Origin of the sequence: Rathayibacter sp. VKM Ac-2879 (genome assembly GCF_015351245.1) — a bacterium.
GTDB lineage: Bacteria > Actinomycetota > Actinomycetes > Actinomycetales > Microbacteriaceae > Rathayibacter.
The window spans coordinates 259,037-273,962 of record NZ_JADKSO010000003.1; the positions used below are offsets into that span (position 1 = coordinate 259,037).

Sequence of the window (14,926 nt, forward strand, 5' to 3'; positions counted from 1 at the left end):
AGGCGGGGAGGGGTCGGGAGCGCCGACCCCTCCGTGCCGTCAGGCGACCGGCTGCTTCGCGGCGATCAGCTCGGCGATCTGTACGGCGTTGAGCGCCGCGCCCTTCCGCAGGTTGTCGTTGCTGATGAACAGAGCCAGACCGCGTCCCTCGGGTGCGCCCTCGTCGGCACGGATTCGTCCGACGAAACTCGGGTCCTTGCCTGCCGCCTCCAACGGCGTCGGCACCTCGCGGAGCACGACGCCGGGGGCGGCCGCGAGCAGCTCGCGGGCGCGCTCGGGGCTGAGGGCGGAGGCGAACTCGGCGTTGATCGAGAGCGAGTGGCCCGTGAAGACCGGTACCCGCACGCACGTGCCCGAGACCAGCAATCCGGGGAGCTCGAGGATGCGGCGGCTTTCGTTACGGAGCTTCTTCTCCTCGTCGGTCTCGTTCGAGCCGTCCTCGACCAGGTTGCCGGCGAAGGGGATGACGTCGAATGCGATCGGCGCGACGTACTTGTCCGGCGCGGGGAAGGCGACCGCCGAGCCGTCGTGAACCAGCTCGAGCAGGTGCTCGTCGGCGACCGCGGCGCGGACCTGGCCGGCCAGCTCGTTCGCACCGGCGAGGCCGCTGCCCGACACGGCCTGGTAGGTGCTCACGATGAGGCGGGTCAGGCCGGCCTCGCGGTCGAGCACCTTGAGGACCGGCATCGCGGCCATCGTGGTGCAGTTGGGGTTGGCGATGATGCCCTTGACCGCCTGGTCGATGGCGTGCGGGTTGACCTCGCTCACGACGAGCGGGACCTCGGGGTCCATCCGCCAGGCGCTGGAGTTGTCGATGACGGTGGCGCCGGCCGCCGCAAAGCGGGGCGCCTGCGCGCGCGAGCCGGTGGCTCCCGCCGAGAACAGGGCGATGTCCAGCCCCGAGGGATCGGCCGTCTCGACGTCCTCGACCACGACGTCCGCGCCGCGGAACCGGAGGGTCGTGCCCGCCGAGCGAGCGGTGGCGAAGAAGCGGATCGACGCGACGGGGAAGTCGCGCTCCTCGAGGAGGCGACGCATCACCGCGCCGACCTGACCGGTCGCGCCGACGACGCCCACGTGAAGGGTGGTGCTGCTCATGCTGTGCTCTTTCGTCCGAGCGGCGCAGATGCCGCTGTCAGCGGAGGTGTCGAGGAGGCGGTCACGCCGCCGCGGTTAAGGGTCAGCGTCCGGTACCGGCGTAGACGACGGCCTCGTCCTCGCCGTCGAGCCCGAACGCGGTGTGCACGACGCGCAGGGCCTCGTTCACGGTGTCGGCGCGAGTCACGACCGAGATGCGGATCTCGCTCGTCGAGATCATCTCGATGTTGATGCCCGCCTCGTAGAGGGATCGGAAGAGCTTCGCCGAGACTCCCGCGTTGGTGCGCATCCCGGCGCCGACCAGAGCGAGCTTCGCGATCTGGTCGTCGTACTGCAGCGATTCGAAGCCCACCGCCTCTTTTTCGGCGTTGAGCGCCATGAGGACGGTCTGACCATCGGCCTTGGGCAGGGTGAACGAGATGTCGGTACGACCCGTGGCGGCCGCCGAGACGTTCTGCACGATCATGTCGATGTTCGAGCCGGTCTTGGCGACCACGGTGAAGATCTGTGCGGCCTTGCCCGGGGTGTCCGGCACCCCGACGATCGTGATCTTCGCCTCGTTCAGGTCGGCGGCGACTCCGGCGATGATCGGCTCTTCCACGGATTGTCCATTCTGATCGGTGTCGCGTGCGTTGTAGACGATGGTGCCCTCGTTGGGGCTGAAGGAGGAGCGCACATGCAGCGTGACCCCGTGCCTCCGGGCGAACTCGACCGCTCGGATGTGCAGGACCTTCGCGCCGGCAGCGGCGAGCTCGAGCATCTCCTCGCTCGACACGCGGTCGAGCTTGCGGGCGCGTTTGACCACGCGCGGGTCGGCGGTGAACACGCCGTCGACATCGGTGTAGATCTCGCAGGTGTCGGCGCCGAGGCCCGCGGCGAGCGCGACGGCCGTGGTGTCGGAGCCACCCCGACCGAGGGTCGTGATGTCCTTCGTGTCGCGGTTGAAGCCCTGGAACCCGGCGACGATGACGATGGCGTTCTCGTCGAGCGCCTCCCGGAGGCGGACGGGGGTGATGTCGACGATGCGCGCGGCGCCGTGCTGCGCATCGGTGATCATGCCGGCCTGACTGCCGGTGAAGGAGCGGGCGTCGAAGCCCATGCTCTTGATCGCCATCGCCAGCAGCGCCATCGAGATGCGCTCACCCGAGGAGAGCAGCATGTCGAGCTCGCGAGGGGCGGGGATCGGCGTGACCTCGTGGGCGAGTTCGAGCAGATCGTCGGTCGTGTCGCCCATCGCGGAGACGGCGACGACGACGTCGTTGCCCGCCTGCTTCGTGGCGACGATGCGCTTCGCGACCCGCTTGATGCTCTCTGCGTCGGCGACGGAGGATCCCCCGAACTTCTGGACGATCAGGCTCACGCGGTACTCCCGGGTCGGTGGCGAGGCCGCCGTCGCGACCCGACGGGCGAGTCTACCCGCGGGCGCATACTGACACGGCCATGTGACACTGCTCAGTTCTCGACCAGCCGCCGGCCCTCGAAGGCGCGGCCGAGGGTGATCTCGTCGGCGTACTCGAGGTCGCCTCCGACCGGGAGACCGGAGGCGAGGCGGGTGATGCGGATGCCGAGGGTGCTGAGCATCCGCGAGAGGTAGGTGGCGGTCGCCTCGCCCTCGAGGTTGGGGTCGGTCGCGATGATGACCTCCTGCACCTCGCCATCGGCGAGTCGCTGGAGGAGCTGGCGGATCCGTAGCTGGTCGGGGCCGATGCCGTCGATCGGGCTGATCGCGCCTCCGAGCACGTGATAGAGGCCACGGAACTCTCGGGTGCGCTCGATCGCGGGAACGTCCTTCGCCTCCTCGACCACACAGATGACGGTGCGGCTGCGACGCGTGTCGCGACAGATGCCGCACGTCGCCTCCTCGGCCACGTTTCCGCAGATGTCGCAGAAATGCACCCGGCCGCGGAGTTCGAGCAGGATCTCGGCGAGGCGCGTCACGTCGAAGGTCTCGGTCTGGAGGATGTGGAACGCGATGCGCTGGGCCGACTTCGGCCCGATGCCGGGGAGCCGGCCGAGCTCGTCGATCAGCTCCTGGACGATGCCTTCGTACACGGGGTCGCCTCCTCTCTCGTGGGGCGGGTGGAAAGCCTGGGGCGAGCGGCCCCGCGCAGGCGCGTCATGCGCCGGTCACGCGAGGACCCCGCGGGGTATGCGGCTGCTCCTCGATGAACTGGGCGCCGAGGATCTCGCGGACGACGGCCTCGCCGTAGCGCTGCCGTCCGTCGGCGGTGGCCGCCCGGGTGGTGCGCGTGACGGGGCGCGTGGGCGCCGCGGGGCGCTGCGGGGCGGGAGTGGTCTCGGCCTGTTCCGCCGTGATCGGCTTGCCGGGAGGCGCGACCGTCGCCCAGGCGTCGGGCATCGGCGGCTCCACGGGAGGCATGTCGTCTTCCGGCGGCTCCTCATCGAAGGGAGGCACATCGTCGGCGACGGGTGTGGCCTGAGCCGCCGGGGCCGGCGCGGCGGGGGACGACTCGGGGGCGGGGTCGGCCGGGATCGCGACCGTCGCCCATCCGCCGCCCGAGGCATCGGCCACCGGGGCGACCGGCGCGGGCGCGGCGGGAGTCGCCTCGGCAGCGGCGCGCTCCGCCTCCGGCGCCGCCGCGGGCGGCTCGACGCGGGCGATGTACTTGACACGGAGGCCGAGCACCTGCTGGATCGCCTGCCGGAGGTATTCGCTGACGCCCGGCTGGCCCGCGGTCCCGGGCATCTTGAACGACTCGACGTCGTTCTGGCTGGGGAACGAGAGTGTGAGGACGTCGTCTTTGAGCGCCCTGACCTGCGCGGTGTACGCGACGAGCCAGGCCGTCATCTTGGCCTTCTGCACGACCTCGAGGATCTCGGGCCAGGTGTCCTTCATCCGCTGGAGCGTGACCGCGGGCTCGGAGTCGATGGGCGCCTCCGAGTCGGGCTCCGACGACTCGGGTTCCGACGACTCGGGCTCCTTCTGAGCGGACGGCTCGGGTGCTGTCGGGGCGGACGATGCGCGGGAGGCGGTCACGGGCGCCTCCGTGCGCGGGGCGGCGGCGATCGATTCTGGGACGGAGCCGGGCATCGCCGCAGGGGAGGGTCGATGCGGCACGGCGGGAGGGGCGGCACGACGCGGGTCTTCGGCGTCCGCCGCAGGAGCGATCGTGCCACCCGAGCCCCGAACGAGAGTGCGCGCGATCATGAGCTCGAGGTGCAGCCGCGGAGACGTCGCGCCCGTCATCTCGGTCAACGCCTCGTTGACGATGTCGGCGACGCGCGAAAGCTCGGCGAGGCCGAGCGCGCGTGACTGACCGGCCATGCGATCGAGCTCGTCCTGCGAGACGCCACGGAGGACCGAGGAGGCAGCGCCTCCGGTCGCCGCGACGACGATGAGGTCGCGGAGACGTTCGAGCAGGTCCTCGACGAAGCGCCGCGGGTCTTGCCCGGTCTGGATGACACGGTCGACGGCGCCGAACGCCTCGGCCGAATCGTGCTCGGCGAGGGCGTCGACCACCTCGTCGAGGAGGGCGCCGTGGGTGTAGCCGAGCAGCGCGACGGCACGCTCGTACTCGACCGAGGTGCCGTCCGATCCGGCCATGAGCTGGTCGAGGAGGGAGAGGGTGTCCCGCACGGAACCGCCACCCGCGCGCACCACGAGCGGCAGCACGCCGGGGGCGACATGCACTCCCTCGCGCTCGCACAGCTCCTGCGTATAGTCGAGCATCTGCGCAGGCGGGACGAGGCGGAACGGGTAGTGGTGGGTGCGCGAACGGATCGTGCCGATGACCTTGTCGGGCTCGGTCGTCGCGAAGATGAACTTCACGTGCTCCGGAGGCTCTTCGACGATCTTCAGCAGAGCGTTGAAGCCCTGCGGGGTCACCATGTGCGCCTCGTCGAGAATGAAGATCTTGAACCGATCGCGGGCCGGCGCGAAGATGGCGCGCTCGCGGAGGTCGCGCGCGTCGTCGACTCCGTTGTGGCTCGCCGCGTCGATCTCGACGACATCGAGGGAGCCCTGGCCGTCGCGGCTGAGCTCGACGCAGCTGTCGCAGACGCCGCACGGGGTGTCGGTGGGGCCGGCTGCACAGTTGAGGCAGCGGGCGAGGATGCGAGCCGAGGTGGTCTTGCCACAGCCGCGCGGGCCGCTGAAGAGGTAGGCGTGGTTGACGCGGTTGGTGCGCAGGGCCGTCATGAGCGGATCGGTCACCTGCGACTGGCCGATCATCTCGGCGAAAGTCTCGGGCCGGTATCGGCGATACAGGGCTGCTACCACCCGTACAGAGTAGCCGCGACCTCCGACACCGGCCGGTGGGCGCGGAGACCCGGCGCTCCCGTAGCCTCGGAGCCGTGACCCCACCCGCTTTCGACGCCATCGTGCTGGCCGGCGGGCGCGGCGAGCGCCTCGGCGGGGCCGACAAGCCGCTGCTCGAGCATCGCGGATCCACGCTGCTCGCCCACGCGCTCGGGGCGGTCTCCGGCGCTCGACGCCTCGTCGTCGTGGGTCCGACGACGCTCGCCCGCCACGTCGGCCCGGCACTCCTCGTGCGCGAGGAGCCGACGTTCGGCGGTCCCGTCGCCGGTCTCGCCGCCGCGCTCCCCCTGCTCGGGGAGTCGCCGGACCCGGACTGGGTCATCGTCATCGCCGCGGACCTCGTCGATCCCGCTCCTGCCGTCGAGCGCCTGCTGTCGGCCGCGCAGGAGGCGCGACCGGCGATCGCCTCGCTGGTCGCGATCGACGGCGACGGGCATCCGCAGCTACTGCTGGGCGTGCACCGTCGGAGCGCGCTGCTCGCCGCGGCGGCACGACTGGGCACAGCGGCGCACGGTGCCTCCGTGCGCACTCTGCTCGCCGGGCTCACCACGCACCAGGTCGCCGTGCCCGCGGGCTCGACCGCCGATGTGGACGACCTGGCCGACGCCCTCCGACACGGAATCGACGTGCGGACGTCCACGACTCAGACTGGGGTGGTGGACGAGACGACGAGCGCCCCCTCCGACCGCGAGCCCGGCGAGGACCTGGCGCCCCGGGACGACCACGGACCCCGCACGGGCACCGAGCCCCTCACAGACACCGAGCCCCTCACAGACACCGAGGCGATCCTCGCCGCGTGGTGGGCGGAGCTCTCCGCCGCGCTCGGACTCGGCGCCGTACCGACCGACAAGGACACCCTGCTCGCCCTCGCCGGGGAGGCGGCGCGCGGGGTCGTCCGGCCAGCCGCCCCCCTGACGACCTTCCTGGCCGGCTACGCCGCCGGCCTCCGCGGAGGCGACCGTGCCGCGCTCGAGCAGGCGCTGGCCGCCGCCTCCGAGGCGATCCAGGATCGCTCCCGCGGCTGACGTGACCAGAGGACCGACTCGGTGGCGGCCTCGGCTCGGGGACTCGTCTGGAGCAGGGCATCGCCGGCAGCGGCCCTCCGCGCGCAGCAGAATGGACGGATGAGCACGCCGACCGACTGGGACAGCGCGCGGGCGATCATCGCTGCGGCGACCGCGCGGCAGCAGCCCTCTCTCGTGCCGCTCGCCGAGGCGGAGACACACGTCACGGTCGACGCCCTCCTCGCGCCACGCCCCCTCCCCCACTACGACTCCTCCGCCATGGACGGCTGGGCGGTGCGGGGCGCCGGACCTTGGACGCTCGGCGACGGCACCGCGGTGCCCATCGTCACGGGCGGTCCGGTTCCCGCCTGGTGCGACGCGGTCCTCCCGACCGAGCACGCCGTGCGGAACGGCGATGTCCTCTCGACCGCGTACTCGCTGCCTGCGGGACGCCACGTGCGCCGGGCCGGGGACGAGGCTCCAGCGGGGACCGTGCTCATCGACGCCGGGACGCGGCTCCGCCCACCTCACCTGGCTCTCCTCGCGGTCGCCGGGTTCGACGCGGTCACCGCTCGCCCGACGCCGTCTGTGGCGCTCGTCTTCACAGGCGACGAGATCGATGCCGAAGGGATGCCGAGCCGGGGCCGCGTCCGCGACGCCTTCAGCCCTCTCCTGCCACCCCTCGTCGAGCGGTGCGGCGGGACAGTCGAGGCGACGGCTCGGCTGGGCGACGACGAGGAGGCGATCGCCTCCGCGCTGCTCGCAGGCTCGGCGCCGATCCGTATGACGACGGGCGGCACCGGGTGGTCACGAGCAGATGCGGTGCGTCGCGCGCTCGGCCTCATCGGCGCGACGCTGCTTGTCGATGGCGTCTCGATGCGACCAGGCCACCCCACGCTGATCGCGACCCTGCCCGACGGCCCTCTCGTGATCGCCCTCCCCGGCAATCCGCTCGCGGCATTCCTCGCGGCGCTCTCGTTCCTCCCGCCGGCGCTCGATGCCGCGTCGGGTGCGTGCCCCGTGCCGCTGCGCCGCGGCGTGCTCGGCGAGGCGCTCGGTCGGCCGGGCTCGACCACGCTCGTCCCGGTCGTCGAGGAGGACGGAACCTGGCGGGCCGTGCACGGCATCCGCTCGCATATGCTCTCGGGCCTCACGGCGGCGGAGGCGGTCGCGGTCGTTCCCGGAGCGGGCGCCGCGCTCGGCGACTCCGTACGACTGCTGCGCCTCCCCTGGTGAGAACCGGGGCGAGGCGAGCCGCGGTCCCCGTCCTCAGGCAGCCGGCTCGAGCCGCACGACGACCGACATCGAGGTAGGGCTAGCCCTGATCGCAGCGGTCGAGTCCAACGGCACCAGCACGTTCGTCTCGGGAGGGTAGGCGGCAGCGCACCCGCGCGGGGTGTCGTAGGCGACGACGCGGAACGCCTCCGCCCGCCGTTCGACCCCGTCTTCCCCCGAGTCCGACGACGACCCGTGCCCGGCCGTCACGCATCGCGCGGATGGTGGGCTTCCGTCGCGGCTCCGGCTTCAACCTCTACTCCGGCGAGGCCCGCCTGCTCCCCTGAGCCGACACGGAGTCGCGTCGAGCAGCGGCGCAGTCGTTACACGACCGACAGACACTGCCGGGCGATCTCCAGCTCCTCGTTGGTGGGGATCACGAGCACGGCGACGCGGGAGCGGTCGGTGGAGATGCGGCGCGCGCCGCGTTCCGGGGCCGCGTTGCGGTCGGCGTCGAGCTCGATGCCGAGACCTTCGAGCCCGCGCAGGGCTCCCGCGCGGACGGCGGGGACGTTCTCGCCGACTCCGGCCGTGAAGACGATCGCGTCGACGCGGCCCAGTTGGGCGTAGTAGGCGCCCACATAGTGGCGGAGGCGGTGGTAGTAGACCTCGAGCGCGGCGCGGGCCCGTTCGTCGCCGGCCTCGGCCGCCTCCTGCACGTCGCGCATGTCTCCGCGACCCGACAGGCCGAGGAGGCCGCTGCGGCGGTTGAGGACCGTGTCGAGCTCGTCGATAGACAGACCCGCCTTGCGGGCGAGGTGGAAGACGACGGCAGGGTCGAGGTCTCCGGAGCGGGTGCCCATGACGAGGCCTTCGAGCGGGGTCATCCCCATCGAGGTCTCGACGGAGACGCCGCCGTCGACGGCACACGCCGACGCACCGTTGCCCAGGTGCAGGATGATCGACGCGACGTCGGAGCGACGGCGCCCCAGGAAGGCTGCCGCCGCCTCCGACACGAACTTGTGCGACGTGCCGTGGAAGCCATAGCGCCGGATGCGGTGCTTGTCGGCGAGGTCGGCGGGCAGTGCGTAGGTCGAGGCCTCGGCGGGGATCGTGTGGTGGAACGCGGTGTCGAAGACGGCGACGTGCGGGACGTCCGGGAACGCCTTCTGCGCCGCCTCGATGCCCTCGAGGTTGGCGGGGTTGTGCAGGGGCGCGAGGTCGGCGAGATCCTCGATGTTGATCTTGACCAGGTCGGTCACGAGCGTCGGCTCGAAGAAGCGCTTGCCGCCGTGCACCACGCGGTGGCCGACCGCGACGGGCGGGAACTCGTCGAGGCTCGGCCCCTGCTCGGCGAACGCGCGGAGCATCGCGTCGAAGCCGGCCGTATGGTCGGGGATCGGGGCCTCGAACTCGACGGTCTCGCCGTCGTGGCTGTGCCGGGTGCGGCCCGTCTCTTCGCCGATCCGCTCGACGAGACCGCTGGCGAGCGTCTCCTCGGTGGTCATCTCGATGAGCTGGTACTTGAACGACGACGAACCGCTGTTGACGACGAGGACGACGGACACGAGGGACTCCTGGGGTGGTCGGGGTCGGGGAGGAGTGCTGCGGCGGGTGGCCGTCAGCGCAAGACGGGGATGGCGGAGGTGGGCGGGACGATGGCCTGGGTCGCCGCTTGGATCGCGGTGATGGCGACGGTGTTGACGATGTCCTGCACCAGGGCACCACGCGAGAGGTCGTTGACCGGCTTGCGCAGCCCCTGCAGCACGGGCCCGATCGCCACGGCTCCCGCCGAGCGCTGCACCGCCTTGTAAGTGTTGTTGCCCGTGTTGAGGTCGGGGAAGATGAAGACGGTCGCGCGGCCCGCCACTTGCGAACCCGGCATCTTGGAGGCGGCGACCGCCGCATCCGCTGCTGCGTCGTATTGGATCGGTCCCTCGACGAGCAGGTCGGGGCGGCGCTCACGGACCAGCGCCGTCGCCGCGCGGACCTTCTCGACGTCGGCACCCGCCCCGCTCTCGCCCGTGGAGTAGGAGAGCATCGCGATTCGCGGCTCGATGCCGAACTGCTGCGCGGTTTCGGCGGAGGAGATCGCGATGTCGGCGAGCTGTGCCTCGGTGGGGTCGGGGTTGACCGCGCAATCTCCGTAGACCAGGACGCGATCGGCGAGGGCCATGAGGAAGACGCTCGACACGACGGAGACGCCGGGGCTGGTCTTGATGATCTCGAAACCGGGGCGGATGGTGTGCGCGGTCGTGTGGGCGGCTCCCGAGACCATGCCGTCGGCCAGCCCGAGCTGCACCATGAGCGTGCCGAAGTAGGAGACGTCGGTGACGGTGTCGTAGGCGTGGTCGTACGTGATGCCCTTGTGCGCCCGGATGCGCGCGTACTCGTCGGCGAACCGGGCGCGCAGCTCGGGATCGAGCGTGCTGAGCACGCGCGCCGCGTCGAGGTCGAGCCCGAGTGCGGCGGCGCGGGCGCGGATCTCAGCCTCCTCTCCCAGGAGGGTGAGGCGGGCGATGCCACGCTTGAGGACCGTGGCGGCGGCGCGGAGGATGCGGTCGTCGCCTCCCTCGGGCAGGACGATGTGACGATCGGCCATGCGAGCGCGCTCGATCAGCCCGTACTCGAACATGAGCGGCGTGACGACCTCGGAGCGGCCGACGTCGAGGAGCGTGAGCAGCTCCACCGCGCTCACCGCCTCCTGGAACAGCGCGAGCGAGGTGTCGCGCTTGCGCGGCGAGTCGGCGGCGAGGCGGCCCCGCGCGGCGGTGACGCGGACAGCGGTGTCGTAGGTGCCGAGCTCGGTCATGACGATCGGGAGGCGGGTGTCGATGCCCTCGATCAGGCGGACGATCGGTTCGGGCAGCTCGAAGCCGCCGTTGAGGATGATGCCCGTCACGGTAGGGAACGTGCCTGAGGCGTACGCCATGATGACCGCGAGGACCACCTCGGGGCGGTCGCCGGGCACGATCACGACGCCGCCCTCGGTCAGGCGCGGGAGCACGTTGACCATCGACATGCCCGCGACGACCACGCCGAGCGCCTCGCGACCGAGGAGCTCGGGATCGCCGGCGACCACGACTCCGTCGACCGCCTCGACCAGGCGCGACAGGCTGGGAGCAACGAGCAGGGGGTCTTCGCGGATCGCCCAGACGGGGACCTCGACGGGGACCGACTCGCGGATGGCGGCGACCGCCTCGACCGCGGTGGCGGGATCGGCGCGGTTCGCGATGACTCCGATGAGTCGCGCGTGCGCGGTGCGCAGCTCGACGGCGGCGAGCTCGGTGATCTGCCGCATCTCTTCGGGCGTGCGCGCGGGCGCCTGGCCGAGCTGCTCGCGCCGGGAGGGGTCACGGCCGGTCAGCACGAGGAGCACGGGCGCGCCGAGGTTGGCGGCGATGCGGGCGTTGTAACCGAGCTCGGTCGGGCTGCCGACGTCGGTGTAGTCGGAGCCGAGGATGACGACGGCATCGCACTGGGCCTCGACGCCCTTGTAGCGCTCGACGATCCGCGAGAGCGCAGCCTCGCCGTCGGCGTGCACGTCTTCGTAGGTGACGCCGATGCAGTCCTCGTAGGCGAGACCCGAGTCGGCGTGTCCGAGCAGCATCTCGAGAACGTAGTCGGGCTCGGACGTGGAGCGGGCGATCGGCCGGAAGACACCGACTCGCTGCACCGTACTGCTGAGCATGTCGAGGACGCCGAGGGCGACCGTGGACTTGCCGGAATGACCTTCGGCGGACGAGATGTAGATGCTCTGAACCATCGGAATCAGCCTACCGAGAGGGTCCCGGCTCGAGCCTGGGCAGGTGCCCCGGATGGACGTTCGTCCAGCGAACTAGGCCTGTGGAGACAGCGAACAAGGCCTGTAGAGACAGAGAAGACCCCCCGCGCACCCGCCAGAGCCCGGTTACCCTTGCTGCGTTTCCGCCCTGGGGGAGTTGGCCTGGATGGCGCCACGCGGGGAGCCGGGAGAGAGTCTAGCCGACTCGGGGCGCCTCCGATCGCTGCGCGTGGGCACGATGGTCAGCGGAGCGGGGCGGCAGCGGGTAGTATCGACGAGTCGCGGCCCCGGTCGCGCCAGGAGGATTCGCCTAGTGGCCTATGGCGCACGCTTGGAAAGCGTGTTGGGTGAAAGCCCTCGGGGGTTCGAATCCCCCATCCTCCGCGAACGGTGTCCGTTGCTCTCGCCAGCACGGGCACCGTTTGTGTCTCCTCGACCCGGGCCGGGATGAACGGCTGGGGTGGCGCCCTCCTCCGATCACTCCCGTGAGGGCTTGACGCCTTCTCGACCACCATGCCTCGGGCAAAGAAGTGCTTCAGTGGGAATGGAGGATCTGATGAAGCCCCCTCGGACGCCATTTCTCATCGGCCTTGTCCTGGTCGTGGTCGTCATCTCCCTCGCGACTCTCTACTCAGGGGGACTGCTCGGTAACGCCTCCGTTCCGTAGGAAGAACGGATCCGCGCGGCCGCAAAGAGCATGATAAGCGGCGGGATAAACAGAGTTTCGCGCCTTATTTTCCCACCGTGGAATGCGCCAGATGACATTCCCCAGGGATCCCCTCGGTGCCGTTCAGCACGCAATCCTACCGGCAACGAGTGCGCCGTAAAGACGGCCCCAAAAATGGGGGCTCACAATGTTGATGGTCGGCCGGGCGCTCCTGACCCGTGTCGCTAGCGTTCAGCGCTGTCACCTCAATCAGCGCAGATGGGGCTTCCTGCGCTCTTTCACAGCATTCCACTGCGCCCTCTAGAACGGATCTCGCATGACAACTCCCGCCCCGACCCGACGGGCCGTCGCCATTGCCACTGCGTGGGCGGTTCCCGCCGTCGCCGTCGCCGTAGCCGCTCCCTTCGCCGCCGCATCGCCCGTCCCGACCCCTACCCCCACTCCGACCCCTCTCGTTCCCGGCCAGCCGGACACGTATCCGGATGCCACCTATTCGGAGACATCTCAGCTCTACAGCAACCCGAGTCTCCGCAGCTCGAGCGGCACCGGCTATGCCCGCACCCTGTTTCGCGCGAACACCGATGGAGAGGACTTCTCGTCCTACAAGACGGGCTGGACCTACGTCATCACCTCGGCGAAGCCGCTCGCCGGCATCACCTATGACACGACGAGCCTGTCGCCCCATCAGCAGGGTGTCGTCGTCGACGGCCTTTACACCTACTCGTGGTATCTCACCCACGCGGTCGAGAGCACGTGGGCCCGCGTGAAGCCGACGGCGTTCCCCCAGGCCATTCAGTTCACGCTCAACGACACGACCGCTGTTCCTCAGGTGGTCGTCGGCGAAGCGACCGCCACGACCCAGCCCTGACAAGAGCCCTGGTCGGGCTCCGGCCGTGAGGGCGACGAGCGTGTCGCCCTCACGGCCACCTGACGGCCAGCGCCTCCGGCACTCGGAGGCTCACCGTCACCAGGCCGTCCTCCCTGGTGAGGACGACCTCGCCGCCGAGCGCCGATGCCGCCGCTCCGAGATCGCGCAGTCCCCGCTCAGTGGAGGGCATCGCCGGAGCAGTGCCCTCGTCGACGCCGCGCTCGGGGGAGGTCACCGCGGCGACCACGCCGCCCCCTTCATCGATCCGGACCGCCACTCCGAGCGGTCCGGCGGCCGAGTGCTTCAGCGCGTTGGTGAGACCTTCCCGGCAGAATCGGACCAACAGCACCGCCGCCTCAGCACTGAGCGCGCCAGGATCGCCGACCACCTGCACATCAAGAGCACGGCCCGTGGCCTGCACCCCCGCGAACAACGCCTCCAGGCTCACAGCCGCTTCGGTCAGACCTGGGGCAGGAGCGGCTCGCAGTGTCGCCGTGAGCGAGTCGATCGCCATGCGTGTCTGGAGCTCGATCGACTCCGAGAGGATGCGGAGCTCTCTCGTCGACAGGCTCTCGACGTCTCGCAGGGCCGCAGAATGCAGACTCAGGAGGGTCAGCGAGTGACCGAGGGAATCGTGGATCTCGGAGGCGATCCGCTCGCGCTCCCCGTCGCGCGACCGTTCGACGTCGGCGGCCCTCCTGTCGAAGGCGACCAGCAGCCGTTCGTTCGCTGCCCGGTCGCTCCTGCGCTTCACCCCGGCGAGTACCCCCGACACTCCGATGACCACCGTCACCGCCATCGAGAAGACCCCGACGAGGATCGAGGCCCCGAGAGTCTCCGGGGTCGCCCAGCGCACGATGTAGAGGCCGAGGAGGAACCCGTTCGCGAGCGCGCCGGCGACGATGAACCGCGCGGTCGTCCGCGGGGGCAGGCGAAGGCCGAGGACGACGAGGGCCGTCCACATCGCCGGAGTGGCGAGGGGAGTCAGAGCGGAGCCGACGATGGCTGCGACACCCGCGGTCCTCGGCCGGCGGCGCTGCACACCGAGAGGAAGAATCGCGGCGAGGCCGATCGCCAGGGTCAGGAGCAGATTCCACAGCGGCAGCCGCGGGGCGACGAGCGAGAAGACCGCGAGTCCCACGACGAGATTTGCGCTCATCAGGGTCAGGCCGCCGGCCGGACGCTCAAGCCAGGGGGTAGTGGACATCGTGGGGCTCCAAGCGAGTGATGCGCGGCAGATCCGACGAAAGGAGATAATACTGGTGATGAAAGGCAAGCCCTGTCTGAGAAATGGTTCACTACTGCACATCGGGTCACGATGACGTCGATTCCCGCCACGCGGGCAGACAGCCCGACGCCCCTCCGTGTCCTCCTCGTCGACGATGATCCGCTCGTCCTCATCGCGCTCCGTCTGCTCTTCAGAACCGACCCGTCGATCGATGTGGTGGGCGCGATCGATGACGGAGCGCACGTTCTCAGCGAGACCAGGAGACTCTCTCCTCAGGTCGTCGTCCTCGATGCCAAAATGAAAGTCGTCTCGGCGCCGGCCGTGCTCGGACCATTACGCCAAGCCTTTCCCGAATTAGGAATCCTCGTGATGTCTTCTTTTCTCGGGGAGCAGGCCGAAGATGCCCTCCTGCGCGCCGGCGCGAGTGCTTTCATCACCAAAGTCGCGCCTCCGGCAAAGATACTGGCGGAAGTGCGTCGCGTCGCTGGAGTGAGGGCTTCGCGGAGTACACGAGTGTCGCTCTCCGCCCGTGAACGCGACGTTGCCCGGTCGATGGCCGATGGTCTGACGAACACCGCGATCGCCGAGCGACTCGGGCTCACGGCGAGCACGACTCGCACCTACGTGTCCCGCCTGTTCACGAAGACCGGACTCCGGACCCGTCTCGAGGTCGCCAACGCGGTCCACTCAGGCGTCCTCGACGTTCGGGACGCCGACTCTTAGCACGGAAGGCCCCCAGCGCCGGCAAGAATCCACCCCGCACGGCCTCGCACTCTCCTTTCG

Annotated in this window: 12 protein-coding genes, 1 tRNA gene and 1 other RNA gene; 5 read left to right on the top strand and 9 right to left on the bottom strand. The window is 70.4% G+C overall.

The annotated features are described in order from the left end of the window. Positions 1–39 precede the first annotated feature (39 nt). The 4 genes from ITJ45_RS10140 to ITJ45_RS10155 form a co-directional block, all read right to left on the bottom strand. Positions 40–1,098, bottom strand: a complete 1,059-nt coding sequence (locus ITJ45_RS10140) for an aspartate-semialdehyde dehydrogenase (protein WP_194609549.1) — start codon at positions 1,096–1,098, stop codon at positions 40–42. Between the two features lie 82 nt (positions 1,099–1,180). Beyond that, positions 1,181–2,458, bottom strand: coding sequence for an aspartate kinase (locus ITJ45_RS10145; protein WP_194609551.1), 1,278 nt, complete (start codon positions 2,456–2,458; stop codon positions 1,181–1,183). Between the two features lie 92 nt (positions 2,459–2,550). Then, entirely contained in the window at positions 2,551–3,150 is a 600-nt protein-coding gene (gene recR / locus ITJ45_RS10150; RefSeq protein ID WP_194609553.1) for a recombination mediator RecR, read from the bottom strand. A gap of 64 nt (positions 3,151–3,214) precedes the next feature. Next, positions 3,215–5,338, bottom strand: a complete 2,124-nt coding sequence (locus tag ITJ45_RS10155; protein WP_194609555.1) for a DNA polymerase III subunit gamma and tau — start codon at positions 5,336–5,338, stop codon at positions 3,215–3,217. A 74-nt stretch (positions 5,339–5,412) separates the two neighbouring features. Between ITJ45_RS10155 and ITJ45_RS10160 the strand changes: the two genes are divergently transcribed. Both ITJ45_RS10160 and ITJ45_RS10165 read left to right on the top strand, forming a co-directional pair. Beyond that, on the top strand, positions 5,413–6,402 hold the full coding sequence (locus tag ITJ45_RS10160) for an NTP transferase domain-containing protein (RefSeq protein ID WP_194609557.1): 990 nt from the start codon (positions 5,413–5,415) through the stop codon (positions 6,400–6,402). Between the two features lie 99 nt (positions 6,403–6,501). Then, positions 6,502–7,617, top strand: a complete 1,116-nt coding sequence (locus tag ITJ45_RS10165; RefSeq protein ID WP_194609559.1) for a molybdopterin molybdotransferase MoeA — start codon at positions 6,502–6,504, stop codon at positions 7,615–7,617. A 33-nt stretch (positions 7,618–7,650) separates the two neighbouring features. On the opposite strand, the gene ITJ45_RS10170 is transcribed toward ITJ45_RS10165, so the two are convergent. The 4 genes from ITJ45_RS10170 to ffs form a co-directional block, all read right to left on the bottom strand. Further along, positions 7,651–7,866 (bottom strand): hypothetical protein, encoded by a 216-nt coding sequence (locus tag ITJ45_RS10170; RefSeq protein WP_194609856.1) that lies wholly within the window; start codon positions 7,864–7,866, stop codon positions 7,651–7,653. 113 nt (positions 7,867–7,979) lie between these two features. Then, positions 7,980–9,164 carry an acetate/propionate family kinase gene (locus ITJ45_RS10175; RefSeq protein ID WP_194609561.1) on the bottom strand — a complete coding sequence of 395 codons (1,185 nt, stop codon included), beginning with the start codon at positions 9,162–9,164 and terminating at the stop codon, positions 7,980–7,982. A 53-nt stretch (positions 9,165–9,217) separates the two neighbouring features. Continuing rightward, positions 9,218–11,362: a phosphate acetyltransferase gene (pta, locus tag ITJ45_RS10180; RefSeq protein WP_194609563.1), complete on the bottom strand. Its 2,145-nt coding sequence runs from the start codon at positions 11,360–11,362 to the stop codon at positions 9,218–9,220. A 110-nt stretch (positions 11,363–11,472) separates the two neighbouring features. Continuing rightward, an RNA gene (gene ffs, locus ITJ45_RS10185) (signal recognition particle sRNA small type) lies at positions 11,473–11,569 on the bottom strand. 110 nt (positions 11,570–11,679) lie between these two features. Here ffs and ITJ45_RS10190 point away from each other — a divergent pair. Both ITJ45_RS10190 and ITJ45_RS10195 read left to right on the top strand, forming a co-directional pair. After that, positions 11,680–11,764, top strand: a tRNA-Ser gene (locus ITJ45_RS10190). A 599-nt stretch (positions 11,765–12,363) separates the two neighbouring features. Further along, complete coding sequence (locus ITJ45_RS10195) at positions 12,364–12,915, top strand: hypothetical protein (protein ID WP_194609565.1); 552 nt, start codon at positions 12,364–12,366, stop codon at positions 12,913–12,915. 49 nt (positions 12,916–12,964) lie between these two features. Here the strand turns inward: ITJ45_RS10195 and ITJ45_RS10200 are convergent, their stop codons facing one another. Continuing rightward, positions 12,965–14,122 (bottom strand): sensor histidine kinase, encoded by a 1,158-nt coding sequence (locus tag ITJ45_RS10200; RefSeq protein ID WP_194609567.1) that lies wholly within the window; start codon positions 14,120–14,122, stop codon positions 12,965–12,967. Positions 14,123–14,233: 111 nt separating this feature from the next. On the opposite strand from ITJ45_RS10200, the gene ITJ45_RS10205 reads away from it, so the two are divergent. Beyond that, the gene (locus ITJ45_RS10205; protein ID WP_194609569.1) at positions 14,234–14,866 is read left to right on the top strand and encodes a response regulator transcription factor; all 633 of its coding nucleotides are present in this window, start codon (positions 14,234–14,236) and stop codon (positions 14,864–14,866) included. Positions 14,867–14,926: the final 60 nt, after the last annotated feature.